Origin of the sequence: Mycetohabitans sp. B8, assembly GCF_021991875.1 — a bacterium.
Lineage (GTDB): Bacteria > Pseudomonadota > Gammaproteobacteria > Burkholderiales > Burkholderiaceae > Mycetohabitans.
On record NZ_JAHLKR010000001.1, the window covers coordinates 187099 to 213108 of the forward strand.

At 62.0% G+C, this 26010-nt stretch carries 20 protein-coding genes and 1 pseudogene; 20 read left to right on the forward strand and 1 reads right to left on the reverse strand.

Annotated features, from left to right (window positions below):
- Positions 1 to 31 precede the first annotated feature (31 nt).
- From mnmG to KQH60_RS00875, 16 genes are all read left to right on the forward strand, one after another.
- Entirely contained in the window at positions 32 to 2041 is a 2010-nt protein-coding gene (gene mnmG, locus KQH60_RS00800) for a tRNA uridine-5-carboxymethylaminomethyl(34) synthesis enzyme MnmG (protein WP_237574642.1), read from the forward strand.
- A gap of 29 nt (positions 2042 to 2070) precedes the next feature.
- The gene (rsmG, locus tag KQH60_RS00805; RefSeq protein ID WP_237574643.1) at positions 2071 to 2748 is read left to right on the forward strand and encodes a 16S rRNA (guanine(527)-N(7))-methyltransferase RsmG; all 678 of its coding nucleotides are present in this window, start codon (positions 2071 to 2073) and stop codon (positions 2746 to 2748) included.
- A 68-nt stretch (positions 2749 to 2816) separates the two neighbouring features.
- Entirely contained in the window at positions 2817 to 3587 is a 771-nt protein-coding gene (locus KQH60_RS00810; protein ID WP_041753959.1) for a ParA family protein, read from the forward strand.
- Positions 3588 to 3656: 69 nt separating this feature from the next.
- The gene (locus KQH60_RS00815; RefSeq protein ID WP_237574645.1) at positions 3657 to 4544 is read left to right on the forward strand and encodes a ParB/RepB/Spo0J family partition protein; all 888 of its coding nucleotides are present in this window, start codon (positions 3657 to 3659) and stop codon (positions 4542 to 4544) included.
- Entirely contained in the window at positions 4541 to 5530 is a 990-nt protein-coding gene (locus KQH60_RS00820) for an SLC13 family permease (protein ID WP_237574646.1), read from the forward strand. The genes KQH60_RS00815 and KQH60_RS00820 overlap by 4 nt, the downstream gene beginning before the upstream one ends.
- Before the next feature lie 219 nt (positions 5531 to 5749).
- Entirely contained in the window at positions 5750 to 6292 is a 543-nt protein-coding gene (locus tag KQH60_RS00825) for an ATP synthase subunit I (RefSeq protein WP_237574648.1), read from the forward strand.
- Between the two features lie 51 nt (positions 6293 to 6343).
- Complete coding sequence (gene atpB, locus KQH60_RS00830; protein WP_237574650.1) at positions 6344 to 7192, forward strand: F0F1 ATP synthase subunit A; 849 nt, start codon at positions 6344 to 6346, stop codon at positions 7190 to 7192.
- Between the two features lie 61 nt (positions 7193 to 7253).
- Positions 7254 to 7523 carry a F0F1 ATP synthase subunit C gene (atpE, locus tag KQH60_RS00835; protein WP_041752938.1) on the forward strand — a complete coding sequence of 90 codons (270 nt, stop codon included), beginning with the start codon at positions 7254 to 7256 and terminating at the stop codon, positions 7521 to 7523.
- Between the two features lie 121 nt (positions 7524 to 7644).
- A complete protein-coding gene (locus KQH60_RS00840) occupies positions 7645 to 8115 on the forward strand; it encodes a F0F1 ATP synthase subunit B (RefSeq protein WP_237574651.1) in 471 nt (156 codons plus the stop codon).
- Positions 8116 to 8117: 2 nt separating this feature from the next.
- Complete coding sequence (locus KQH60_RS00845) at positions 8118 to 8666, forward strand: F0F1 ATP synthase subunit delta (RefSeq protein WP_237574652.1); 549 nt, start codon at positions 8118 to 8120, stop codon at positions 8664 to 8666.
- Positions 8667 to 8732: 66 nt separating this feature from the next.
- Positions 8733 to 10274, forward strand: coding sequence for a F0F1 ATP synthase subunit alpha (gene atpA, locus KQH60_RS00850; protein WP_237574653.1), 1542 nt, complete (start codon positions 8733 to 8735; stop codon positions 10272 to 10274).
- Between the two features lie 79 nt (positions 10275 to 10353).
- A complete protein-coding gene (gene atpG / locus KQH60_RS00855) occupies positions 10354 to 11238 on the forward strand; it encodes a F0F1 ATP synthase subunit gamma (RefSeq protein ID WP_237574654.1) in 885 nt (294 codons plus the stop codon).
- Positions 11239 to 11309: 71 nt separating this feature from the next.
- Positions 11310 to 12701 (forward strand): F0F1 ATP synthase subunit beta, encoded by a 1392-nt coding sequence (atpD, locus tag KQH60_RS00860; protein ID WP_237574655.1) that lies wholly within the window; start codon positions 11310 to 11312, stop codon positions 12699 to 12701.
- A gap of 105 nt (positions 12702 to 12806) precedes the next feature.
- Positions 12807 to 13232: a F0F1 ATP synthase subunit epsilon gene (locus tag KQH60_RS00865; RefSeq protein ID WP_237574656.1), complete on the forward strand. Its 426-nt coding sequence runs from the start codon at positions 12807 to 12809 to the stop codon at positions 13230 to 13232.
- Positions 13233 to 13447: 215 nt separating this feature from the next.
- Positions 13448 to 15175, forward strand: a complete 1728-nt coding sequence (locus KQH60_RS00870) for an AMP-binding protein (RefSeq protein WP_237574657.1) — start codon at positions 13448 to 13450, stop codon at positions 15173 to 15175.
- Positions 15176 to 15232: 57 nt separating this feature from the next.
- Entirely contained in the window at positions 15233 to 15373 is a 141-nt protein-coding gene (locus KQH60_RS00875) for a hypothetical protein (RefSeq protein WP_237574688.1), read from the forward strand.
- Between the two features lie 459 nt (positions 15374 to 15832).
- On the opposite strand, the pseudogene KQH60_RS00880 reads toward KQH60_RS00875, so the two are convergent.
- Positions 15833 to 16155, reverse strand: a pseudogene (locus KQH60_RS00880) (transporter substrate-binding domain-containing protein); the annotation flags it as partial.
- 124 nt (positions 16156 to 16279) lie between these two features.
- Here KQH60_RS00880 and hemE point away from each other — a divergent pair.
- The 4 genes from hemE to KQH60_RS00900 all read left to right on the forward strand — a co-directional run bounded on the left by hemE (position 16280) and on the right by KQH60_RS00900 (position 25979).
- Complete coding sequence (gene hemE, locus KQH60_RS00885; RefSeq protein WP_237574659.1) at positions 16280 to 17368, forward strand: uroporphyrinogen decarboxylase; 1089 nt, start codon at positions 16280 to 16282, stop codon at positions 17366 to 17368.
- Positions 17369 to 17822: 454 nt separating this feature from the next.
- Complete coding sequence (locus tag KQH60_RS00890; protein ID WP_237574661.1) at positions 17823 to 20114, forward strand: primosomal protein N'; 2292 nt, start codon at positions 17823 to 17825, stop codon at positions 20112 to 20114.
- A gap of 700 nt (positions 20115 to 20814) precedes the next feature.
- Positions 20815 to 24738, forward strand: a complete 3924-nt coding sequence (gene putA / locus KQH60_RS00895) for a trifunctional transcriptional regulator/proline dehydrogenase/L-glutamate gamma-semialdehyde dehydrogenase (protein ID WP_237574662.1) — start codon at positions 20815 to 20817, stop codon at positions 24736 to 24738.
- 89 nt (positions 24739 to 24827) lie between these two features.
- On the forward strand, positions 24828 to 25979 hold the full coding sequence (locus tag KQH60_RS00900) for a branched-chain amino acid ABC transporter substrate-binding protein (RefSeq protein WP_237574663.1): 1152 nt from the start codon (positions 24828 to 24830) through the stop codon (positions 25977 to 25979).
- The last annotated feature ends 31 nt before the right edge of the window (positions 25980 to 26010 follow it).

Below are 26010 nucleotides of genomic sequence, written 5' to 3' on the forward strand. Positions count from 1 at the left end.
GGCGCGCACGGTTGCTCGGCGCGTCATCATCATGCTTTACCCCACCGAATTTGATGTCATCGTGGTAGGCGGCGGACATGCCGGCACCGAAGCCGCACTGGCTTCCGCCCGGATGGGCGCTAAGACGTTGCTGCTGACACATAACATCGAGACGCTTGGCCAGATGAGTTGCAACCCGTCGATTGGCGGCATTGGTAAAGGACACCTGGTCAAGGAGGTCGATGCTTTGGGTGGGGCAATGGCGGCTGCCACCGATGAAGCCGGAATTCAATTCCGTATCCTCAATTCGTCCAAAGGTCCTGCCGTTCGAGCGACTCGCGCGCAAGCCGACCGTATCTTGTACAAGGCGGCGATTCGATGCCGTTTGGAAAACCAACCGAACCTGTGGTTGTTCCAGCAATCCGTTGACGACCTGATCATCGAAGGCGACCGCGTAGCAGGCGCTGTCACGCAGGTCGGCATTCGCTTCCGGTCTCGTGCGGTTGTCTTGACCGCAGGCACGTTCCTAGACGGCAAGATCCATGTCGGCCTGAACAACTATACGGGTGGACGCGCTGGCGATCCGGCTGCGGTGTCGCTATCAGCGCGCCTAAGGGAACTGAAGCTGCCACAGGGACGATTGAAGACCGGCACGCCACCCCGAATTGATGGCCGATCCATCGATTTTTCGAAGCTGGAAGAGCAGCCGGGTGATCTGGACCCCATCCCGGTATTCTCGTTCCTGGGGCGTGTCGACCAGCATCCGCGGCAAGTGCCGTGCTGGGTGACGCATACGAACGCGCGGACGCACGAGATCATCCGTAGTGGCCTGGATCGCTCACCGATGTACACTGGCGTGATCGAAGGCGTAGGCCCCCGCTATTGCCCCTCGATCGAGGACAAGATTCATCGATTCGCCACTAAAGACTCCCATCAGATTTTTTTGGAGCCGGAAGGACTGACGACGAACGAGTTCTATCCGAATGGTGTCTCGACTAGCTTGCCGTTCGACGTGCAACTGAGCCTGATTCGCTCGATGAAAGGTCTCGAGCACGCCCATATCCTGCGGCCGGGCTATGCAATCGAATATGATTATTTCGATCCACGGGCACTGAAGGCATCGCTGGAGACGAAGGCGATCGCAGGATTGTTTTTTGCCGGGCAAATCAACGGAACGACCGGGTATGAAGAAGCCGCTGCTCAAGGACTACTGGCGGGCATTAACGCGGGGCGCTTTGTGCAACAGCGCGATGCATGGGTGCCCCGTCGCGACCAGGCGTACTTGGGTGTGCTCGTCGACGATCTGGTGACGCGAGGTGTATCTGAGCCTTACCGGATGTTCACCAGCCGGGCTGAATACCGGTTGAGCCTGCGCGAAGACAACGCCGACATGCGGCTGACGGAAATCGGCCGGGAATTGGGTGTCGTCGACGACGTGCGATGGGACACATTCTCACGTAAACGCGAGGCTGTTTCACGTGAAACAGCGCGTTTGAAGTCGATATGGGTCAATCCTAAGACGTTGCCGGAGGAGGACGCGGTTGCGTTGCTGGGCAAGCCGATCGACCACGAATACAGCTTGGCGGATCTGTTACGCCGTCCCGGAATTAGCTATGACGACTTGATGGCACTGCAGGCCAGCCGCTATGCGCCGCCCGATGTATTGATCGACGATCCGGGGCTACTCGAGCAGGTCAAGTACCAGATCGAGATCGGGATTAAGTATCAAGGCTATATCGAGCGACAAACAGGCGAAATCGAGCGGAACGAAGCGCATGAGAGTACCCTGTTGCCGGCGGACTTGGATTACGCGCAGGTCCGCGGGTTGTCGTTCGAGGTCCGCCAAAAGCTCAATCAGCATCGTCCTGAAACCATCGGCCAAGCCTCACGGATTTCCGGCGTGACACCCGCGGCTATTTCGCTGTTAATGGTTCATCTAAAGAAAGGCCTAGGTCGCTCGACACTGAAAAAAAGCGCGGTGGCGGCGAATACCCCTCTCACTGAATCGGAAGCCGTCGATGCCACAATGGGTGCTTCCTCCACTCGGTCTACTGCGCAATGATCCGTACCGGGAGTGGGGTAGTTCGAAGCATGCCTGAAGACTTTACGGCGCAACGGCCCGAGCTTGAGCGATTATTGCGTGGTGGTGCCAACGAGTTGGGCGTTCCGCTGTCAGACGAACAGATCGGGGGATTGTTGGACTATGTCGGTTTGCTGGCGAAATGGAATGCTGTCTACAATCTGACGGCGATCCGCGATCCGCGTCAAATGGTGATCCAGCACCTGCTCGATTCACTGGCGATCGTGCCGCATATTGCATCCCGTTCGCCAGCGTCATTGCTCGATGTCGGTTCGGGCGGTGGTCTGCCAGGGATTGTGATCGCGCTCGCTATGCCGTTCTGCGGCGTAGTGACCAACGATATCGTGCACAAGAAAACTGCATTTCAGCAGCAAGCCAAGGGATGCTTGCGCTTGCCGAACCTGTCTATCGTGACCGGCCGCGTGCAGACGTTGCGTGCCGAGACTGACGTACCGAGTCGATTCAATGCGATCGTATCGCGCGCGTTCGCGGAGCTGGCCGATTTTGTTACGCTCGCTCGGCATTTGCTCACGCCAGGCGGCGCGTTGTGGGCCATGAAGGGCGTTCGTCCGGATGAGGAGATCGCCCGGTTGCCGGCTGGCGCGACGGTGCGCCAGGTCATCCGTCTGACTGTTCCGTCGCTCGATGCCGAGCGTCATCTTGTTGAAATAGCCGTGGAGCCTAAATGAGCGATGCTGACAACACCCTGGCTGAGTCGCGCGTGGTGAACCCGACAAGTCCCGCCGGCCAGCAAGCCGTGGCCAAAATCTTTTGTATCGCGAACCAGAAGGGCGGAGTTGGCAAGACCACGACGTCGGTTAACCTCGCCGCGAGCCTGGTGATGCAGGGACAGCGCGTATTGCTGATCGATCTCGATCCGCAAGGCAACGCGACGATGGGCAGTGGCGTGGACAAGGCCAATTGCGCTAACACTGTCTATGAGGTGTTGGTCGATGGCGTGGCGATCGCCGATGCCTGCACCCGCGCGCCGACATCGGGATACGACGTGTTACCGGCGAATCGTGAGCTTGCGGGCGCCGAAGTCGAACTCGTGAGCGCGCCGCAACGCGAGCGACGGCTCAAGGACGCGCTAGCCAAGGTCGCTGATGCTTACGACTTCGTGCTGATCGACTGCCCGCCGGCACTATCGTTGCTGACCCTCAATGGTTTGTGCGCAGCACATGGTGTGATCATCCCGATGCAGTGCGAGTACTTCGCGCTCGAGGGATTGTCCGACTTGGTCAATACCATCAAGCAGATTCACGCGAACCTGAATCGCGAGTTGACCGTGATCGGCCTGCTGCGGGTCATGTTCGATCCACGCATCACGCTGCAACAGCAGGTATCAGACCAATTGAAGCAGCATTTTGGCGACAAGGTATTCAATGCGGTGATACCGCGCAATGTTCGGTTGGCCGAGGCGCCCAGCTATGGGATGCCGGGTATCGTATTCGATGGCGCGTCACGGGGCGCGCAGGCATACCTGCAATTCGGTGCGGAAATGATTGAGCGCGTGCGTGCGCTATAGGGCCTGTTTGCGCAGGGACCGGTCGGGTGAAACAGGCGTCGCGGCGGAGCCGCGTCGCGAGGGACGATGATGAACGCAGCAGTCAAGAAGAAGGGATTGGGTCGGGGCCTTGATGCACTGCTCGGAGGCAGTGCCGACATTACCGAGGCCGTCAAGCAGCAGGGCTCGCCGAGCGTGCTGCCGCTGGATCGGCTGCAACCTGGCAAATACCAGCCGCGCACGCGGATGGACGAAGGCGCATTACAGGAGCTCGCTGCGAGCATCCGCGCGCAGGGGTTGATGCAGCCGATTCTGGTGCGACCGGTGGCGGCGCAGCGCTACGAGATCATTGCCGGGGAGCGGCGCTTTCGCGCGGCACGGCTCGCCGGCCTCGACGAGGTGCCGGTGCTAGTCAAGCAGGTCGCGGACGAAGCGGCGGCCGCGATGGCGCTGATTGAAAATATCCAGCGCGAGGATCTGAACCCGCTCGAAGAGGCGCAGGGCATCCAGCGGCTGCTCGACGAATTCAAGTTCACGCACGAGCAAGCGGCCGAATCGCTCGGACGCTCACGTAGCGCGGTGTCGAACCTGCTGCGACTGCTCAATCTGGCACAGCCGGTTCAGACCATGCTGCTGGCGGGCGATCTCGACATGGGACATGCTCGGGCACTATTGGCAGTAGATAGTGCGATCCAAATCACGTTGGCGAACCAGGTGGTCAACCGCCGATTGTCGGTCCGTGAAACGGAGAAGCTGGTTGCGGCCATTGCCAAGGAGACACCGCCATCGGCCAAACGGGCGAGCCAAGAGCGCAGCCGTGACATCATGCGGCTCGAAGAGGAGGTGTCCGATCTGGTCGCGGCCACGGTCAGGATTAAAATGGGCCGACGCGGCCGTGGGCAGCTGACGATCGACTTTGGCAGCCTCGATGCATTGGATGGCATTCTGGCTCGCTTGCGTCGCGACGCGACTGCGTGATGCCGCCTCATGAAGAGCCGTCGCGCTCCGTGCAACGTGAGCAAGGTGCCGGTTTCGTGCAGCCCGACACTGTGCCACGCGGCGTGGGCGTTGCATATTGTCGGATCCGTCGCGTCATCGTGGCGGTGCGCCGCGGGTTTGCTAAGGAGCCCATACTGGCGACGCTGATCACGGCGTTCGTGCTATTGCAGTGCATTCACCCACAACCCTGGCGCACCATGCCGGCCCGGGTCGACTGGCAAACCGTGATGACGCTGGCCGGTCTGCTGATGCTAACCAAAGCGGTCGAATATTCAGGATTTCTGACATGGGCGTCGCATCGCCTAGTGCGTCGCATCCATAGTGAGCGTGGCCTCGCATTATGGCTCGTGCTGCTTGCCGCCGGCTTGTCGACGCTGTTCACCAATGACGTTGCGTTATTTGTGATCGTGCCCCTGATGCTGTCGTTGCATGCGCTCGTGCCATTGCCGGGCACGCTCGAGCGGCCATTATTCTGCGCCGCCGCGGCCTTGTTCGTCTGCTTCGTGGCGCTGGCCGACGCACATCATGCCGGGATCGGACTGGCGTTGGTGGCACTGAGCTTGGGTGCGTGGCGGCGCGACATCGTGATGCGCATCGACTGGCTGTTGCTGCTGATCTTCGTGCTGATGTTCGTTGTGCTGCGCAGTGCCGCGTCGCTGCCGATCGTGCACCGGCTACTGGCGGGCGCTGATCTCGCGCGGCCTGGGCCGGCTTACTTTGCCGGCGCACTGGTGTCACAGTTCATCAGCAATGTGCCAGCTGCGATCATGCTCGCCGAGTTCTCGCGGGATTGGCGCGCGCTCGCATTCGGCGTCAGCGTTGGCGGCTTTGGCATCGCGATCGGTTCGCTGGCGAACCTCATTGCGATGCGCCTGGTCGGCTCGCATGGCAGCTGGTGGTGCTTTCACGCGATGTCGCTGCCGTTTTACGCGCTTGCGTTGCTGATGGGCAAAGCGTTGTTGTAATACAGGCGCGCACCATGACGCATGCCCCGTGTCAGCGTCCAGTAAGGAAAGATTTGCAGCAAAATGAAGCCGTGCCTCGCCGCGCGCCGGCCCGGATGCGCTTGGGTCGGCAGCAATAAAGCCTTGAATACGCTGCAACAATCGCTTACAATCGCCCGGATTTATCAGCTTGCCTACTCCGAAAGGCGCGCGTAAGCGTGGTGGGGCCGCAAAGGATGTGTGATGACGACCGGCGTACCGGAAAACGAGCGTGATCCGGCCGTTGCGTCGGGTTCAGTGCCATCGCCTTGCAAGCCATCGAACCGGTCCGCCGCTGTGTGCCACGATGGGGACGACGAGCTGGAAGATAACGACATCGTTCCGCTCACCCGGGGCGAAGCCGAACGCATGTTCGGGCCGCAGGTGAGCCGTCCATCGCGCGTCACGCCGACGAAGGTCGTGGCGGTGCAAATGGTTGTATCCCTGGCAGCGGCGCTTGCGTGGTGGCTATTTTCAAGGTCGCCGGGTCATGCTGCGCTGTCCGCGGTGTTGGGCGGGGCGATATGCTGGGTGCCGAGTGCGTTGTTCGCGGCACGCCTGAGGAGGAAGGGCAGCACCGAGCGCATTCTTGGCTGGGTGCTGGGCGAGGCGGTCAAGATCGCGTCAACGGTCGCGATGTTTGTTGCGACCGCGATGCTGTATCGGAACGTCCACTGGCTCGCGCTGCTTGTTACCTACCTCATTGCGCTGAAAACGTACTGGCTCGCGCTGGCATGGCGCTGAGCGGTGCGGTACCCGACGAAGCAGGTTTTCGATTTATTGGATTGACACGTCATGGCCGCTAGCGCAGGAACGCATCTGGATCCGTCCGAGTATATCCAGCACCACTTACAGAATTTCGCGACGAAGCACCAGACTTCGATCGTCGACTTCTCGATCATCAACATCGACACGCTGTTCTGGTCGATCGCGATGGGGCTAGTCACGATCGTGATACTGGCGATGGCTGCGCGTGCCGCGACGCCAGGTGTGCCGGGCCGATTCCAATGCGCGATCGAAATGCTGGTCGAGATGGTCGAGGACCAGTCCAAGGCAATCGTCCATGGCAATCGCCGCTTTATCGCCCCGCTGGCGCTGACCGTGTTCGTCTGGGTTGCGTTGATGAATTCGCTGGACTTCGTTCCGGTCGACCTGCCGGGCAGCATCATCGAATGGATCGGCCTGTCGAACACGATTTCACATCATCGGCTCGTGCCGACCGCCGACTTGAACGGCACGCTGGGTATCGCGCTCGGCGTGCTCGTACTGATGTTGTATTACAACGTGAAGATCAAAGGGCCCGGCGGCTTTGTACGCGAGCTGGTGTCGGCGCCATTCGGCTCGAACCCGCTGCTTTGGTTGCCGAACCTGTTGCTCAATCTCATTGAGTTTCTCGCGAAGACCGTTTCGCTCGGCATGCGGTTGTTCGGGAACATGTACGCAGGCGAGCTGCTGTTCCTGCTGATCGCGCTGCTCGGCAGCATCTGGAGTTTTGGTGCGGACACCACGGTGCTCGGCTTTGTCGGTCACGTGCTCGCTGGCAGCGTCTGGGCGATCTTCCACATCCTGATCGTACTGTTGCAAGCCTTCATTTTCATGATGCTGACGCTGGTTTACCTCGGCCAGGCACATGACGCTCACTAAAGCGTCCCCGGCCCAACACGTTTAGATTTCCAGTTCCCAAGTCTTTTAAAAAGGAGTGATCATGCAAGCTTTCATCGCCAACATCCAGGGTCTGACCGCCATCGGTATCGGCATCATCATCGGCCTGGGCGCGATCGGTGCCTGCCTTGGTATCGCGTTGATGGGCGGCAAGTACATTGAAGCATGCGCGCGCCAGCCGGAATTGATGAACCCGCTGCAGACCAAAATGTTCCTGCTTGCCGGTCTGATCGATGCGGCGTTCCTGATCGGCGTGGGTGTGGCCATGCTGTTTGCGTTTGCGAACCCACTGCTGTCGAAGCTCGCTGGCTAAGGTTTTCGGTTACCGCGCGCCGCATGATGCGCGGCGTATTGAAGAAACGGGCGCGAGCTTCGCTAGGTCCTGCGAACGCGCCCGCTTTCAATTCTGGCAAAGCTATCGTTAAGGAAACACCGTGAATCTGAACGCAACTTTGATTGCGCAAATGGTCGTGTTCCTGATCCTCGCGTGGTTCGCGATGAAGTTCGTGTGGCCACCCCTGATCAGCGCGCTCGACGAACGTGCGAAGAAGATCGCCGATGGACTGGCCGCCGCCGACAAGGGCAAGACGGAACTCGAGGCGGCCCACAAGCGGATCGACCAGGAATTGGCGAACGCGCGCAACGAAGGACAGCAGCGTGTCGCGGAGGCGGAAAAGCGCGCGCAACTCGTGGCCGACGAGATCAAGCGCAACGCACAGGCCGAAGCGGCGCGGATCATCGCGCAAGCGAGGGCCGAGGCCGAACAACAAGTGGTCAAGGTTCGCGACGCATTGCGCGGCGATGTCGCCGCATTGGCCGTCAAGGGTGCTGAGCAGATCTTGAAGCGCGAAATCGACCAGAACGCGCATGTCGAACTGCTGAACCAACTGAAAGCCGAGCTCTGATCATGGCCGAACTAGCAACCATCGCCCGTCCGTACGCCGAAGCGCTGTTTGGCGTGGCGGCGACCGATCGTGCCGCCGATTTGGCTGCCTGGTCCGCACTGGTGCAGGAGTTGGCGCAGGTTGCGCGTCTTCCTGAGGTGCTGTCGATTGTATCGAGCCCGAAGGTGGGCCGCCAGCAGGTCGTGGACCTGCTACTTGCCGCGCTGAAGTCGCCGGCAAAGGACTCGTCGGCCGCGAAGAACTTTGTGCAGATGCTGGTGGAAAACCACCGGGTTCCGTTGCTGCCCGAGATCGCTGCTCAGTTCGATGCATTAAAGAATGCACGGGAAGGTGCGGCCGATGTGACCATCGAGAGTGCGTTTGCGCTGGACGAGCAGTCGCTTGCCGATCTGGTCGCGGCGCTCGAGCGCAAGTTCCAGCGCAAGCTGAAGCCGGCGGTGAAGCTCGAGCCGGCACTGATTGGCGGCGTGCGGGTGACGGTCGGCGACGAAGTGCTCGATACCTCGGTCCGCGCGCGGCTCGCGGCGATGCAAACGGCGTTGACCGCATAACCGAATTGCGGTCCGCCAGCGTCACGCCAACGCGACGCGCAACAGAATTGAACATCAGGAGCGATTATGCAACTCAACCCCGCTGAAATCAGCGAGCTGATCAAGAGCCGGATCCAGGGACTGGAGGCCGACGCTGACGTCCGCAACCAGGGAACCGTGGTCTCCGTGACCGACGGTATCGTCCGCATCCACGGTCTGTCGGACGTGATGCAAGGCGAAATGCTGGAGTTTCCGGGCAACACGTTCGGCCTGGCGCTGAATCTGGAGCGCGACTCAGTTGGCGCGGTGATTCTCGGTGAATTCGAACACATCTCCGAAGGCGACACGGTCAAGACGACGGGCCGCATCCTCGAGGTGCCGGTCGGTCCGGAGTTGATCGGCCGCGTCGTCGACGCGCTAGGCAACCCGATTGATGGCAAAGGTCCGATCAACGCGAAGACCACTGATGCGATCGAAAAGATTGCGCCGGGCGTGATCTGGCGCAAGTCGGTGTCCGAGCCGGTGCAGACCGGCCTGAAGTCGATCGACTCGATGGTGCCGATCGGCCGTGGCCAGCGCGAGTTGATCATCGGCGATCGCCAGACCGGTAAGACCGCCGTGGCCGTTGACGCGATCATCAACCAGAAGGGCAAGAACCTGACGTGTATCTACGTCGCGATCGGCCAGAAGGCGTCATCGATCATGAACGTCGTGCGTAAGCTCGAAGAGCATGGCGCGATGGACTACACAATCGTCGTGGCTGCGTCGGCATCCGATTCCGCCGCGATGCAATTTATCGCGCCGTACGCTGGCTGCACGATGGGCGAATACTTCCGCGATCGCGGCCAGGACGCGCTGATCATCTATGATGACCTGACCAAGCAAGCGTGGGCGTACCGCCAGATCTCGCTGCTACTGCGTCGTCCGCCAGGCCGCGAGGCGTATCCCGGTGACGTGTTCTATCTGCACTCGCGTCTGCTCGAGCGGGCGGCCCGCGTGTCCGAGGAATATGTCGAGAAGTTTACGAACGGCGAAGTGAAGGGCCAGAGCGGATCGCTGACCGCGCTGCCGGTGATCGAGACGCAGGCCGGTGACGTGACGGCGTTCGTGCCGACCAACGTCATCTCGATTACCGACGGCCAGATCTTCTTGGAAACCGATTTGTTCAATGCCGGTATTCGTCCCGCGATCAACGCCGGTATCTCGGTGTCGCGCGTCGGCGGCGCGGCGCAGACGAAGGTGATCAAGAAGCTGTCCGGCGGCATCCGTACCGACTTGGCGCAGTACCGCGAGCTTGCGGCGTTTGCGCAATTTGCGTCGGACCTGGACGAAGCGACCCGCAAGCAACTCGAGCGTGGCCGTCGCGTGACGGAGCTGCTCAAGCAGCCGCAGTATCAGCCGCTGCAGGTTTGGGAACTGGCGGTCGCGCTGTTCGCCGCGAACAACGGCTACCTGGACGAGCTGGAAGTGAAGGACGTGCTGCCGTTTGAAAAGGGCTTGGGCGAGTTCCTGAAGACCCGCCATGCCGCGCTGATCAAGCGTATCGAAGACAACAAGGACTTGGCGAAGGACGATGAAGCCGCGCTGCATGCGGCGATCAAGGACTTCAAGAAGTCCGGCGCTTACTGATCTCGGGAACGCGGACAGAATGCGGCCTGCATCGTGCGCCGTCACGACGGGCCGCGCCGCTTCGGACAAGGAGTAAGCAATGGCTGGTATGAAGGAAATCCGCGGCAAGATCAAGAGCGTGCAGAACACGCGCAAGATCACCAAGGCGATGGAAATGGTGGCCGCGTCGAAGATGCGACGCGCGCAGGAGCGCATGCGCGCGGCTCGCCCGTACGCCGACAAGGTTCGCGATATTGCCGCGCATATGAGCGAGGCGAACCCCGAGTATCGTCACCCGTTCATGGTGAAGAACGCCGGCGCAAAGACGGCGGGCGTCATCGTGGTGACCACCGACAAGGGCTTGTGCGGCGGCATGAACACGAACGTGCTGCGTGCATTGGTGCAGAAGTTCAAGGATCTCGACGCACAGGGCATCAAGACCGAGTCGACCGCAATCGGCGGCAAGGGCCTCGCCTTTTTGAACCGCTTCGGTGGCAAAGTCGTGTCGCAGGTCACGCATCTGGGCGATACCCCGCACCTGGAGAAATTGATCGGCGCGATCAAGGTCCAGCTCGACCGGTATTCGCAAGGCGAGTTGTCGGCGGTGTATCTGGCTTACACACGTTTCGTCAATACGATGAAGCAGGAGCCGGTGATCGAGCAACTGCTGCCGTTGACCGACGAACGTTTCGAGAAACGCGCGGATGAAGACCCGACGCCGAAGTCGTCGTGGGACTACATTTACGAGCCCGATGCGCAGGCGGTGGTCGATGACCTGCTAGTGCGCTATGTAGAAGCACTGGTGTACCAAGCCGTGGCCGAAAACATGGCGTCCGAGCAATCGGCGCGGATGGTGGCGATGAAGGCGGCATCCGATAACGCGAAGACGGTGATCAACGAGCTGCAGCTTGTCTACAACAAGAGCCGTCAGGCAGCGATCACGAAGGAACTGTCGGAGATCGTTGGCGGTGCGGCGGCGGTCTGAGCCCCGCATGGACGAGGCCCGGAACCACGCGCCGCGCGCGGGGAAAGAATCAAGTATCTAAAGGAAATGCGATGAGTACTACTGCTTTGGTAGAAGGCAAGATCGTACAGTGCATCGGCGCCGTTATCGACGTGGAGTTCCCGCGCGAGCAGATGCCGAAGATCTATGACGCACTGATTCTGGAAGGCAGCGATCTGACGCTCGAAGTCCAGCAGCAACTCGGCGACGGCGTTGTACGCACGATCTGCTTGGGATCGTCCGAAGGCTTGCGCCGTGGGCTGACGGTGAAGAACACGGGCAACCCGATCACCGTGCCGGTCGGCACGCCGACGCTCGGTCGGATCATGGACGTGCTTGGCCGGCCGATCGATGAAGCGGGCCCCATCTCACACGAGAACACGCGTTCGATCCATCAAAAGGCACCGGCGTTCGACGAACTGTCGCCATCGACGGAGCTGCTTGAAACGGGCATCAAGGTGATCGACCTGATCTGCCCGTTCGCAAAGGGCGGGAAAGTGGGGTTGTTCGGCGGCGCCGGCGTGGGCAAGACCGTGAACATGATGGAGTTGATCAACAACATCGCGAAGGAGCACGGCGGTTACTCCGTATTCGCCGGTGTGGGTGAGCGTACCCGCGAAGGGAACGACTTCTATCATGAAATGAAGGACTCGAACGTCCTGGACAAGGTCGCGCTGGTGTACGGTCAGATGAACGAGCCGCCGGGTAACCGCCTGCGCGTGGCGTTGACGGGTCTGACGATGGCCGAGCATTTCCGTGACGAAGGCCGCGACGTGCTGTTCTTCGTCGACAACATCTACCGGTTCACGCTGGCAGGGACGGAAGTGTCGGCGCTGTTGGGCCGGATGCCGTCCGCGGTGGGTTATCAGCCGACGCTCGCCGAGGAAATGGGCAAGCTGCAGGAGCGCATTACGTCGACGAAGACCGGCTCGATCACGTCGGTGCAGGCCGTGTACGTTCCGGCGGATGACTTGACCGATCCGTCGCCGGCGACCACGTTCGGCCACTTGGATGCCACCGTCGTGTTGTCGCGTGACATCGCGTCGCTCGGTATCTATCCGGCGGTCGATCCGCTCGATTCGACGTCGCGCCAGATCGATCCGAACGTGATTGGCGAGGAGCACTACACGATCACGCGCAGCGTGCAGCAGACGCTGCAACGCTTCAAGGAACTGCGCGACATCATCGCAATTCTCGGGATGGACGAACTGTCGCCGGAAGACAAGCTCACGGTGGCGCGTGCGCGTAAGATCCAGCGCTTCCTGTCGCAGCCGTTCCACGTGGCAGAAGTGTTCACGGGCTCGCCCGGCAAGTACGTGCCGCTGAAGGAAACGATCCGCGGTTTCAAGATGATCGTTGATGGCGAGTGCGATCATCTGCCGGAGCAGGCGTTCTACATGGTGGGTACGATCGACGAAGCTTTCGAGAAGGCAAAGAAGATCTAATCGGTCGGGTGTTCGTATCGGGGAGGCGTCCTCTTGTTGAGGGCGCCGGGAGAGTCAAAACTGACCGTCCTCATCCCAGCGATTCACGCTCAACCAGGAGTCGATATGGCAACCATCAAAGTAGACGTCGTCAGCGCCGAGGAAAGTATTTTCTCGGGACACGCGAGATTCGTCGCGCTGCCGGGCGAAGCGGGTGAGTTGGGCATCCTGCCCGGCCACACGCCACTCATCACGCGTATCCGCCCGGGCTCCGTGCGTATCGAGGACGAGAATGGCGACGAGCAGTTCGTGTTCGTTGCCGGCGGCATCCTCGAAGTGCAGCCCGGCGCGGTGACGGTGCTCGCGGATACCGCGATCCGTGGCGCGGAACTGGACGAGGTAAAGGCCGAGCAGGCGCGCAAGCGTGCCGAAGAGGCCTTGCAGAACACTGACTCGAACCTCGAGTACGCTACGGCACAAGCCGAGCTGGCCTATGCCACTGCTCAACTCGCGGCCATCGCGCAACTGCGTCGTCGTCGCGGACAGCATTGACCCGGACATGGCTGCGGCAAGCTCGCGGCCGCGCCAGTCTGAACGACCCACATCGAACGATGTGGGTTTTTTTTTGTCTTCGTTTTGAGCGTTGCGGTTGCGTCCGGGTTTCAATCGATGCGCAGTGTCATAGGCCACGGCCACAATGCGATTGAAAGCTTCCCAATACGTCAACGTCACCCTGAACGACTCAGAGGATGAAACCGGAGACGATCATGACCGCTGCACTCGCCTTGCCGCCGGCGCAAATCGAGCCCAAGGACGGCTTGTCCTACGTTCGTGGCCGTACCGATGTCCCACTGTCCGGGGCGACGGTGGGCGAGTTTCTTGGGCAGACCGTGCAACGCGTCGCTGACCGTCTGGCCGTCGTGTTCCGGGAGCAGGGGGTGCGCTGGACGTGGCGCGCATTGTCTCAGGAGGTCGACGCGCTGGCTGCCGGGTTGGCGTCGCTGGGCATTGGCAACGGGGACCGGGTCGGCATTTGGTCGCCGAACCGCGTCGAATGGCTGGTTACGCAGTTTGCGACCGCGCGCATCGGCGCGATCCTCGTTAACATTAACCCCGCCTATCGGCTGGCCGAACTCGAATATGCGTTGAACAAGGTTGGCTGCCGCGCGATTGTGGCCGCGGAGCAATTCAAGACGTCGCGGTATCTCGAGATGCTGCAGACGCTCGCACCGGAACTTGCGCAGCACGCGCCGGGGGAACTGCAAGCGGCGCGCCTGCCCGAACTGCGCCACGTGATTAGGATGGGCACCGGCCAGACGCCGGGCATGCTTCGCTACGACGATCTGGTGCAGCAAGGACGCCGCCTGGACATGGCGCAGCTCGCCGCGATAAGCGGCACGCTTGATGCGCACGACCCGATCAACATCCAGTTCACCAGCGGCACCACCGGCAACCCGAAGGGCGCTACGCTGACCCATCGCAACATCGTGAATAATGCGCGCTTTATTGCGATGTCGATGCGACTGACCGAGCAGGACCGGTTGTGCATCCCGGTGCCGCTGTATCACTGTTTCGGCATGGTGCTTGCGGTGCTCGCCTGTGTGTCCACCGGTGCCGCGATGGTATTCCCGGCGGAAGGATTCGATCCGGCGGCCACGCTTGCTGCAGTGTCGGTCGAGCGATGCACAGCGTTGCACGGCGTGCCGACGATGTTCATTGCTGAACTCGACCACCCCGATTTCGAGCAATATGACTTGAGTCGGCTGCGCACTGGCATCATGGCGGGCTCACCGTGCCCGATTGAAACGATGAAGCGGGTTGTCGCACGCATGCACCTGGGCGAGATCACGATTGCGTATGGGATGACCGAGACGAGCCCTGTCTCATTCCAAAGTTCGACTTCAGACCCGCTCGAAAAGCGCACCACGACGGTGGGCCGGGTCCAGCCGCACCTGGAGGCGAAGATCATTGATGCGCTAGGCAATATCGTACCGGTCGGGCAGACCGGTGAACTTTGCACCAAAGGCTATTCGGTGATGCAAGGCTATTGGGACGACGACAAAAAGACGCGCGAGTCGATCATCGACGGCTGGATGCATACGGGCGACCTGGCGATTTTGGACGCTCAGGGGTACTGCAATATTGTAGGACGACTCAAAGACATGGTGATCCGTGGCGGCGAGAACCTCTATCCGCGGGAGATCGAAGAATTCTTGTTTCGACATCCAAAGATACAGTCGGTGCAGGTCTTCGGGGTGCCGGACGCGCAATATGGCGAGGCGTTGTGCGCCTGGATCGTGTTGCGGCCTGGCGAGACGGCGACCGAGCAGGACATCCGGGACTTTTGCCACGGCCAGATCGCTCACTATAAAATCCCCAAATACGTACGATTCGTGTCGGACTTGCCGATGACGGTAACGGGCAAGGTGCAAAAATTCGTGATGCGCGCCAAGATGATCGACGAGTTGAAGCTATCGTCGGATAAGACCGCGTAGGCAGCCAGCGCGGGCAAAAAAGTTCTTCGTAGGAAACCGTGGAGCGATTTTTGCCGATTGCGTAACCTGACGGCTGAATTTAAAGACGTCGGGGGAATCAACATCATCAAACTCATCAAGCGTCGAGCCTACGGGTACCGCGACGAAGCGTATGTCTTCCTCAATATCCGCGCCGCGTTCTTCAAAAATATTCGATGAACCAAAAAAAAGCGGGCTCGAAGCCCGCTAAAAACCACACGCTACGGGGTTAGCGCGAGGAGACCATGGGTGGCACTGCGTTACCGCGTCCGACGCAATTCCAACAAGGATGCCCCTCTGTAAGAGGGCTTCGGCAGTGCCGACCGATCTTCACGCGTCGCATCCGCTCATACGACACTTCAGACCACATCCGTGTTGGAACCCGCTGGAAGCATTCTGGGCGAAACCCGCAATACGTAGGGTAACAAAGTGTTTCAGGTTGTAACGTCCTTGCGATTGTCGTTTGCAAGTAGGTTATTTTATTAACCTTCGCCTTTTGGTAAAAAAATTTCTGCAACATTGACTCGATGCGGTATGCGGCTGTCGCCGCGCGCGTGCGTTGCGGCCCTGCGTTACGTTCATTCGCGTTTTTTTACAAGCACCGCGTGATGAGCATCGATCCGGCGTATGCAGCGCCGACTACGTCAGCTTGTGGTCGATCACGGCCTGGTGCTCGTCCGTGTCGCGTGCCAGTCGCAGCCACTGTCGACATATTGCTGCCAGGCTACGTCGTCGTGTGGCAGTGGGTAAGCTTTCTCTTCGTACTGAAACGGCTTGTCGGGGTGGGCTGAGCACAGGCCGGGGACAGCTTTTGCTGGAGCAGCGCTCCGAGGCGTCGGTCACCATCATGTCGGCGTGGCCGGCGGCAATTTGCAGGAAGATCGTTACGTTGTCCGGATACACAATCAACTTAGCGAGAGGGAAGAACTGCTTGGCAACCGCTCATTGCTGCGGCCTGGGTGACGATGACCCAAACACCCAAACACCGGGACCCGTGCCTCATGGACTAGCCGGTGTCCATGGCCCGAATCGCCGATGCGCGGCGCGCGTCCGTTAAAATGATGTTTTTATCGGGCAGATCGCACCGTGCCTCACAAACTCGCTAACGACACTTTCCTGCGCGCGCTGCGGCGCGAACCGACCGAGTACACGCCGATCTGGTTGATGCGCCAGGCGGGCCGCTATCTGCCCGAGTACAACGCCACGCGCGCCCGTGCGGGCAGCTTCCTCGGTTTGGCCAAGCACCCCGACTATGCGACCGAGGTGACGCTGCAGCCGCTGGATCGCTACGCGCTCGATGCAGCGATTCTATTTTCGGACATCCTGACGATCCCCGATGCGATGGGGCTGGGACTCGAATTCACGCCCGGCGAGGGCCCGCGCTTCGCGCGTCCGGTCCGCACCGAGGCCGACGTTGCCCGGCTCGCGGTGCCCGACATCGATGCGACGTTGCGCTACGTGACCGACGCGGTTGCGCAGATCCGTCGCGCGTTGATGGGCGCCGACGGTCGCCAGCGCGTGCCGCTGATTGGCTTCTCCGGCTCGCCGTGGACGCTAGCGTGCTACATGGTCGAGGGCGGTGGCAGTGACGACTTTCGTGTCGTGAAGTCGATGCTGTATGCTAGGCCCGATCTGATGCACCGGATACTGGAGGTCAATGCGCGCGCGGTTGCCGATTATCTGAACGCGCAGATCGATGCCGGCGCGCAAGCGGTGATGATCTTCGATACCTGGGGCGGCGTGCTGGCCGACCGCATTTACCAGTCGTTTTCACTGCAGTACATGTCCCAGGTCGTCGCGGCGCTCAAGCGCGAGCATGATGGCGAGCACGTCCCCGTGATTGTCTTTACCAAGGGCGGTGGGCAGTGGCTTGAAGCCATTGCCGAAAGCGGCGTCGATGCGGTGGGGCTGGACTGGACCGTTGATCTGGCGCGGGCGCGGGCGCGAGTGGGCGCACGGGTCGCCTTACAAGGCAATCTCGACCCGAACGTGTTGTTTGCCCCGCCCGACGTGATTCGCGCGCAGGTCCGGCAGGTACTGGACGCCTACGGCAATTACCCAGGGCACGTATTCAACCTCGGGCATGGCATCTCGCAATTCACGCCAGTGCAGGCGGTCACCGAACTAGTCGACGAAGTACACCAGTACAGCCGCGCAATGCGCGCCGGTGAGTGAGCGCCGACCGTTGCCGCAATGCACTAGCGCGGGCTCGGGTCGTCAGGAGCCCCCGGGCTCGCGCAAACTGCGGTAGCTGCGACTTGTCAAGACCTGCCGACGGCCACTTATACACATTTTTTCGCCAACCTTGCCACATCACGGATTTTGGCGTAGCACGGTAGCATCACGTGCGGATTATTTGAGTAACCCATTGATTTGTAAGGAAACCCGGATCAGGGCGATGTAATACCCAATCTCAGCGGAAGGCACGCCGCGCGGTCGTTCCACGGAGGCGGTCGGGGGTTTTTGCACAAAGTTATCCACAGGGATGCCGAGCGACTATGAATTTTTACGCCAAATCCATGGCTTAGCAGCGGTTGCGATGTTTTACTTTAACTTTACGCCGCCTTGTCCCCTCTCTCGGTGACGCTTCGCCGGCTCGAACCGCTGTGGCTGCGCCGACACATGACCCATGCAACCGACGCTTTTTCGTTACGTCCGAGTCGCGCTGGACCATCCGCTTTCGGCACTGTACGACTACCGCTGGAGCCTGCCGTCGCAGCCGCTGCCCGGCATGCTCGTGCAAGTGCCATTGGGCCGCCGGCAGACGGTGGGACTGGTCATCGAGGTCGCGGATACGACTGACGTGCCACAGGTTCGGTTGCGAGACGTCCAAGGCGCGTGCATCGATTGCCCGCCGCTGAACGCGGACTGGCTTCAATTGATCGCGTTTGCCGCGGATTACTATCAGCGCGGCCGCGGCGAGGTGGCGTTGCCAGCGTTGCCGCAAGCGTTGCGCGATGCGGCCCGTTGGCCACGGTTGTTCGCGCGCGAGCCGGCCTATCGGCTGACGGCGGCCGGACGCGACAGGCTGCCTGACGCATTGCCGGCTCGCGCGACGGCGTTGCGACGGCTCGCCCAGGCATTGTTGTTGGCGGATACGCTGGGCGCCGACGATGTCCGCGCGATCCACCCGAAGGCCGTTGCGATGCTCGAGCAGTGGCAGGGGCACGGATGGGTCCACGTGCAATGGCGTGGCGCCGTCGAGGCAATGGAAATGAGCGGCACGACGCAGCCGCTGGGGCGGGCCGAGCACGATGTCTCATCGCGGCTGGACCCGTGCCCGGTGCCCGAACTCAATGCTGAACAGCGGGCGGCAGTCGAGGCGATCGACGCCGCCCGGGGCTTCGCGCCGTTCGTATTGCATGGCGTGACCGGCAGTGGCAAAACCGAGGTGTACCTGCACAGCTTGGCTGCCTTGTTCGCCCGTCGGCCCGATGCGCAGGCGCTAGTGATGGTGCCGGAGATCAACCTAACGCCGCAATTCGAAGCGGTATTCCGAGCACGTTTTTCGCACTGGCCGGCTACCGCCTTGGTGACCTTGCACAGTGGTTTGGCAGACGGCGAGCGAGCGCGTAATTGGCTGGCGGCGCACGCTGCCGGTGCGCGGATCGTGCTGGGCACGCGGATGGCGGTGCTCGCGTCGCTGCCGCGGTTGGCGCTGATTATCGTCGACGAAGAACACGAGCCCGCCTATAAGCAGCAAGAAGGGCTGCGCTACTCTGCACGGGACCTGGCGGTGTGGCGGGCCAAGCAATTGAGCGTCCCCGTCGTGCTCGGTTCGGCCACGCCGTCGCTCGAAACTTGGTGGCACGCGTGCCAGCGCCGCTACACGACGTTGGCGTTGTCGCGACGCGCGGTCGCGGACGCGACGTTGCCTCGGGTCAGGCTAATCGACATGGAGGCGGAGAAACAGACGGGCCGTCATCGCGCAGACGGGTTGTCGATGCCGCTCGTGAAAGCGTTGCAAGAGCGCTTGGCGCGCGGCGAACAAAGCCTGGTGTTCCTGAACCGCCGGGGCTACGCGCCGGTGCTGGCCTGCGACGCATGCGGCTGGGTCACAGGCTGCCCGCGCTGCAGCGCGTATATGGTGCTGCACAAGCCCGAACAGCGCATGCGATGCCATCACTGCGGCGGGGAGAGCCGCATCCCGCGGGCATGTCCGGCGTGTGGCAACGTCGACCTGGCGCCGTTCGGCCGCGGTACGCAGCGTATCGAGGAGGCGCTTGGTGCGGCGGTGCCCGGTGCGCGAGTGTTGCGCATCGATGCGGATAGCACGCGGCGCAAGGGTAGTGCACAGGCTTTGTTGTCCGGGGTGCACGCCGGCGATGTCGATATCCTGGTCGGCACACAGATGATCGCGAAGGGACATGACTTTCAACGGGTCACGCTGGTCGGCGTGCTGAATGCGGATGCCGCGTTGTTCTCGCATGATTTTCGCGCGGGGGAACGGCTGTTCGCGCAATTAATGCAAGTCTCGGGCCGGGCCGGGCGGGGCGGCGCCCGCGGCGAGGTGCTAATCCAGACCGGCCATGTGCGGCACGCGTTATATGCGGCGCTGGCGCGCCACGATTACGTGGGTTTTGCCGAGACGACACTGGCTGAGCGGCGCGACGCGCATCTGCCGCCCTTCGTTTTCCAGGCATTGCTGCGCGCCGAAGCGCGCGGCTTAGACGACGCGCTGCGGTTTCTCAATGAAGCCGCCGCGATACTCGACGCGGTACCCGGCGCCGAGTGCGTGACGCGCTATGATCCGGTACCGCTGAACATCGTCAAGGTGATGCACGTGCACCGCGCACAGCTGCTGCTCGAAAGCGCTTCGCGCGCCGCGCTGCAGCGTACGCTGCGCGCTTGGGTGCCGCGGTTGCGCGAACTCAAGGGGGCGCTGCGCTGGAATGTGGAAGTCGATCCGCTGGATATCTGAGTGCGCATGGCATGACGCCCTATCCTTTTAGCGAAGCCGTTGTTCAGCTTTGCGCGCCGCGTCTGATCAGGTCAAATCGCGCGGTAGCGTCGCGACGGTGCTTGCATGGATCGCTTGGAACGAAAAGACGGAACCGAAGGACGCACACGAGCGGCACCGTCAACGAAGTAGCCGGCTGCGTGCTGTCAGTGTCCGTATCCGGTAGCTACGGGGCGGATTCCGGCCAATGAGTTCCCCGGTGACGGGCGAGCGCCGCAGCGGCGTGTCCGTGGGCGAACCGATGCGAGTGTACGGCAGTTGTGCCGATTGCCGGCACCGCGACGCCGACGCAAAAAGTCTTGAGCACACCATGGCAAGTCTCTCCGTATTCAGTCCCTGCTTCGGTCCTGGCGTGGCCGATAGCCGCCGACGCCGGCCCGACGATGAACGCGTGTCGCCGCGCGACGGGTGCGATGCGCTTGCCTCGTCTTGCTGCGTCCTCCATCTTGATAACGGCGGACTGCCCCGTCTCGATGACTAGGGAAAACACCAACGTCCAGCCGCTCGATTCGTTGCGCAAGCAACTCCGTAAACCCTTGTAAATAAATAACTTATCGAGGTGCAGCCCTCGGCTGGAAAAGGTTGCGCCTTTTTTATGTGCGCAGTACGATCAGCCAGATTTTTTCGAGCGGTCCGGCGGCGACGCCGATGGAAAGGAATCATGGCTAGCACCACCCTTGGCGTTAAAGTTGACGATCTGCTGCGGACCCGACTCAAAGAAGCGGCCTTGCGTCTGGAACGCACGCCGCACTGGCTGATCAAGCAGGCAATTTTCGCGTACCTGGAGAAAATTGAGCACGGTACGTTGCCTCCCGAGTTGTCGCCGTCCAATGGGGTGGCCGACGCCGGCGAGTCGGGCATCGAACCGGACGACGGCGCGCCGCACCCGTTCCTGGAATTTGCGCAGAACGTGCAGCCGCAGTCGGTGCTGCGTGCGGCGATCACCGCGGCCTATCGGCGTCCGGAGCCGGAGTGCGTGCCGTTCCTAATCGGACAGGCGCGGCTGGCGGCGCCACTGGCCAGCGACGTTCAGATGCTCGCCACGCGCTTGGTCGAGGCGTTGCGCGCTAAGCGTACCGGCGGTGGCGTCGAAGGGTTAATCCATGAGTTCTCGCTGTCGAGCCAGGAAGGCGTCGCGCTGATGTGCGTGGCCGAGGCACTGCTGCGGATTCCGGACCGGGCCACGCGCGATGCGCTGATCCGTGACAAGATCAGCAAGGGCGACTGGAAGTCGCACGTCGGCCATGCCTCGTCGCTGTTCGTCAACGCCGCGACATGGGGCTTGATGATCACGGGCAAGCTGGTCGCGACCAACAGCGAGGTGGGCCTGTCGTGCGCACTCACGCGGATAATCGGCAAGGGTGGCGAGCCGTTGATCCGCAAGGGCGTGGGCATGGCAATGCGGTTGATGGGCGAGCAATTCGTCGCCGGCGAGACGATTTCCGAGGCGCTGGCGAACGGTCGGAAATACGAGGCGTGCGGCTTTCGCTATTCGTATGACATGCTCGGCGAGGCGGCAACGACCGACGAAGATGCTCAGCATTACTATGCATTGTACGAGCAGGCGATCCACGCGATCGGCAAGGCCGCGGGCGGGCGCGGCATCTACGACGGACCGGGGATCTCGATCAAGCTGTCGGCGTTGCATGCGCGATACTCGCGCGCGCAGTACGAGCGCGTGATGAGCGAGTTGCTGCCGCGGGTGCGAGCGCTGGCACGCCTGGCGCGCCGCTACGATATCGGCCTGAACATCGATGCAGAGGAAGCGCAGCGGCTGGAGATCTCGCTGGATCTGCTCGAGGCGTTGTGCTTCGACCCGGAGCTGGCCGGCTGGAACGGCATCGGCTTTGTCGTGCAGGCGTACCAGAAGCGTTGTCCGTTCGTGATCGACTACTTGCTTGATCTGGCCCGCCGCAGCGGCCATCGCCTGATGGTGCGGCTGGTCAAGGGCGCGTACTGGGACAGCGAGATCAAGCGGGCGCAGGTGGATGGGCTCGAAGGCTACCCCGTCTACACCCGCAAGGTCTACACTGACGTGTCCTATCTCGCGTGTGCAAAGAAACTGCTGGGCGCGCCCGATGCAGTGTACCCTCAGTTCGCCACGCACAACGCTCATACGTTGTCGGCGATCTACCATTTGGCGGGCCGGAACTATTATCCGGGCCAGTACGAGTTCCAGTGCCTGCACGGGATGGGCGAGCCGCTGTACGAGGAAGTGACCGGCCGCGACAAGCTCAATCGTGCGTGCCGCGTGTACGCGCCGGTTGGCACCCATGAGACGCTGCTCGCATACCTAGTGCGTCGGCTGCTGGAGAACGGTGCGAACACATCATTCGTGAACCGGGTTGCCGATGAGGCGGTGCCCGTGGGCGAACTGGTGGCCGATCCGGTCGGCGAGGCATCGCGGATCGTGCCGCTCGGCGCGCCCCACCCCAAGATCCCGTTGCCGCGCGCGCTGTATGGCAGCGAACGGGTCAACTCAATGGGGCTGGACCTGTCCAATGAGCATCGCCTCGCGTCGCTGTCGTCGGCATTACTCGCGAGCGCCAACGTGATGTGGCATGCCGCGCCGACGCTGCCGCCCGGCGAGGTAGTGAGCGGCACGCCGCGTGAAGTGCGCAACCCCGCCGATCATCGCGACGTGGTCGGCACGGTGGTGGACGCGACGGCCGAGCACGTGCAAGCCGCGCTCGCCACCGCGCTCACGACCGCGCCGATCTGGCAAGCCACGCCCGTGCAGGCGCGCGCCGACTGCCTGGAGCGCGCCGCCGACCTGCTCGAAGCGCGGACCCATGCGCTCATGGGGCTGGTCGTGCGCGAGGCGGGCAAGTCGTTGTCGAATGCGATCTCCGAGATCCGCGAGGCGATTGATTTTCTGCGCTATTACTCGACTCAAATCCGCGGCGAGTTTTCCAACGACACGCACCGTCCGCTTGGGCCGATTGTCTGTATCAGTCCATGGAATTTTCCGCTGGCGATCTTTATGGGCCAGGTCGCGGCGGCGCTGGCCGCCGGCAATACGGTGCTGGCGAAACCCGCCGAGCAGACGCCGCTGATTGCCGCGCAGGCGGTGCGCATCCTGCACGAGGCCGGCGTTCCAACGGGCGCCGTGCAATTGCTGCCCGGCGACGGGGAGCGGGTGGGCGCTGCGTTGGTCGCCGATCCGCGTACCCGTGGCGTGATGTTTACCGGCTCCACCGAGGTCGCACGCGTCATCAACCGCACGCTATCCGAACGGCTGGGCCCGGACGGCAAGCCGATTGCGCTGATCGCCGAGACCGGCGGCCAGAACGCGATGATCGTCGATTCGTCGGCGCTGGCCCAGCAGGTCGTCGCGGACGTGTTGCAGTCGGCGTTCGACTCGGCCGGCCAGCGGTGTTCGGCGCTACGCGTGCTGTGCCTGCAGGAGGACGTGGCGCGGCGCACGTTGCAGATGCTGACCGGCGCAATGCGCGAATTGTCGATTGGCAATCCAGATCGTCTGTCTACCGACGTCGGCCCGGTCATCGATGCCGAAGCCAAGCGCGGCATCGAAGCGCATATCGCGGCGATGCGCGACAAGGGCCACAAGGTGTTCCAATTGCCGCTGCCGCACGGCTGTCAGCATGGCACGTTCGTGCCGCCGACACTGATTGAGCTCGACAGCATCGACGAGTTGGAGCGCGAGGTGTTCGGTCCGGTGCTGCATGTGGTGCGCTACCGTCGCAATGCGCTGGCATCGCTGCTGGAGGCTATCCGTGCGACCGGCTATGGACTGACGCTAGGGGTCCACACGCGGATCGATGAGACGATCGACCACGTCATCGAGCGTGTGCATGTGGGCAATATCTATGTGAACCGCAACGTGATCGGTGCGGTGGTCGGCGTGCAGCCGTTCGGCGGAGAAGGGCTCTCGGGCACGGGGCCGAAGGCGGGTGGACCGCTGTACCTGCATCGGCTGCTGGCCAAACGTCCGAACGGCATACCCGCGTCGTTGGCCAGGTCACTGAGTGAGGAGACGCCGGCCGGCGGCGGACCGGTGGCGGCGCTCACGGCGTTTCGCGACTGGTTGATCAGCGAGTACGATGCCCAACTCGCCGCTCGTTGCGACGGTTACCTGAGCCAGGTGCTCGTCGGTGCCACGGCCGCACTGCCAGGCCCGACAGGGGAGCGCAACACCTATGCGCTCAGCGCACGTGGCACGGTACTGTGCAGTGCGTCGACGGCCAGCGGCGCACGCGCACAGTTGGCGGCGGTGCTGGCCACCGGCAACCGCGCGCTGTTCATCGGCGCGAGCGGCGAGCAACTGGTTGGCGCGCTGCCGGCCGCGTTGCACAGCCACGCGGCGGTGAGCCGCGACGGTGACCTCGACGTCGAGTATGATGCCGTGCTGTTCGAGGGTGACAGCGATGCGTTGCAATCGCTGGTGCGGCAAATCGCCGCGCGCGGCGGCCCGATCGTCGGCGTGCAGGGCGTTGCGGCTGGCGCGTTCGACGATGGCGCCTTCGGCGACGACTATGCGCTTGAGCGACTGTTGACCGAGCGCTCGGTGAGCGTCAACACAGCCGCCGCGGGCGGGAATGCCAGTTTGATGGCAATCGGCTAAACACCACTTGGTCGCTTGACACGAAGCGAGGCGGGGCACGGCGGACTCCGGGCGACGCCTCACCCTTAAAGCCAAAAGGAGATGTCTCGATGGAGTACACGATGAAAAAGCTGACGGGTGCGATGTTGTTCGCCGCTTTGTCGGTTGCGGGGAGCGTAGCGCACGCGCAGCAGGCAGAGCAGGTGAAGGTGGGCTTTGCCGCACCGATGACCGGCGCCCAAGCGCACTATGGCAAGGACATGCACAACGGCATCGTGCTTGCGATCGAGGACTTCAACGCGACCAAGCCGGTGATCGGCGGCAAGCCGGTGCAAATCGTGCTGGACACTGGCGATGACCAGGCCGACCCGCGTACCGGCACGACCGTTGCGCAAAAGCTCGTCGACGACGGTATCAAGGGCATGCTCGGCCATTTCAACTCGGGGACAACGATTCCGGCATCGCGCATCTATGCGAACGCCGGGATTGCGCAGATCGCGATGGCAACCGCGCCGGAATACACGCAGCAGGGCTATAAAACGACGTTCCGGATGATGACCTCTGACACGCAGCAAGGCTCGGTGGCTGGCACGTTCGCGGCGAGGACGCTGAAACTGAAGAAGGTTGTGATCATCGACGACCGAACTGCGTATGGCCAAGGCCTGGCTGATCAGTTCGAGAAGGCCGCGAAGGCCTCGGGCGCGAAAATTCTTGAGCGCGAGTACACGAACGACAAAGCGGTCGACTTCAAGGCGATTCTAACCAAGGTGAAGTCGGTGACGCCGGATCTGGTCTACTATGGCGGCGCGGACGCGCAAGCCGCTCCGATGGTCAAGCAAATGAAGGCGCTAGGGATCAAGGCGCCGCTCATGGCTGGCGAAATGGTCAAGACCGACACGTTCCTGAAGATCGCGGGCGACGCCGCCAATGGCACAATCGCGTCGCTGGCGGGCCTGCCGCTGGGAGAAATGCCGGGTGGCAAGGACTATGTCGCGAAGTACAAGAAGCGTTTCGGCGAAGATGTACAGACCTATTCACCGTATGCGTACGATGGCGCGATGGCCCTATTCGAAGCGATGAAGCAGGCCAACTCAACCGATCCGGCGAAGTACCTGCCGGCGCTGGCGAGGACCGACATGTCGGGCGTCACGGCCAAGCACGTCGCGTACGACGCGAAGGGCGACCTAAAGAACGGTGGTATCACGCTGTACAAGGTCGTCAACGGCCAATGGACCCCGCTGCAAAGCGTGGGCGGTCAGTAAGTCGCAGCCGAGCGCTCGTGCGTGGATGACG

Excerpts from the sequence above, each read along its gene's own strand:
- mnmG (WP_237574642.1), top strand. The coding sequence starts at position 32 with ATGCTTTACCCCACCGAATTTGATGTCATCGTGGTAGGCGGCGGACAT.
- rsmG (WP_237574643.1), top strand. The coding sequence starts at position 2,071 with ATGCCTGAAGACTTTACGGCGCAACGGCCCGAGCTTGAGCGATTATTG.
- KQH60_RS00815 (WP_237574645.1), top strand. The coding sequence starts at position 3,657 with ATGAACGCAGCAGTCAAGAAGAAGGGATTGGGTCGGGGCCTTGATGCA.
- atpB (WP_237574650.1), top strand. The coding sequence starts at position 6,344 with ATGGCCGCTAGCGCAGGAACGCATCTGGATCCGTCCGAGTATATCCAG.
- atpE (WP_041752938.1), top strand. The coding sequence starts at position 7,254 with ATGCAAGCTTTCATCGCCAACATCCAGGGTCTGACCGCCATCGGTATC.
- KQH60_RS00845 (WP_237574652.1), top strand. The coding sequence starts at position 8,118 with ATGGCCGAACTAGCAACCATCGCCCGTCCGTACGCCGAAGCGCTGTTT.
- atpA (WP_237574653.1), top strand. The coding sequence starts at position 8,733 with ATGCAACTCAACCCCGCTGAAATCAGCGAGCTGATCAAGAGCCGGATC.
- atpG (WP_237574654.1), top strand. The coding sequence starts at position 10,354 with ATGGCTGGTATGAAGGAAATCCGCGGCAAGATCAAGAGCGTGCAGAAC.
- atpD (WP_237574655.1), top strand. The coding sequence starts at position 11,310 with ATGAGTACTACTGCTTTGGTAGAAGGCAAGATCGTACAGTGCATCGGC.
- KQH60_RS00865 (WP_237574656.1), top strand. The coding sequence starts at position 12,807 with ATGGCAACCATCAAAGTAGACGTCGTCAGCGCCGAGGAAAGTATTTTC.
- KQH60_RS00870 (WP_237574657.1), top strand. The coding sequence starts at position 13,448 with ATGACCGCTGCACTCGCCTTGCCGCCGGCGCAAATCGAGCCCAAGGAC.
- KQH60_RS00890 (WP_237574661.1), top strand. The coding sequence starts at position 17,823 with ATGCAACCGACGCTTTTTCGTTACGTCCGAGTCGCGCTGGACCATCCG.
- putA (WP_237574662.1), top strand. The coding sequence starts at position 20,815 with ATGGCTAGCACCACCCTTGGCGTTAAAGTTGACGATCTGCTGCGGACC.
- KQH60_RS00900 (WP_237574663.1), top strand. The coding sequence starts at position 24,828 with ATGGAGTACACGATGAAAAAGCTGACGGGTGCGATGTTGTTCGCCGCT.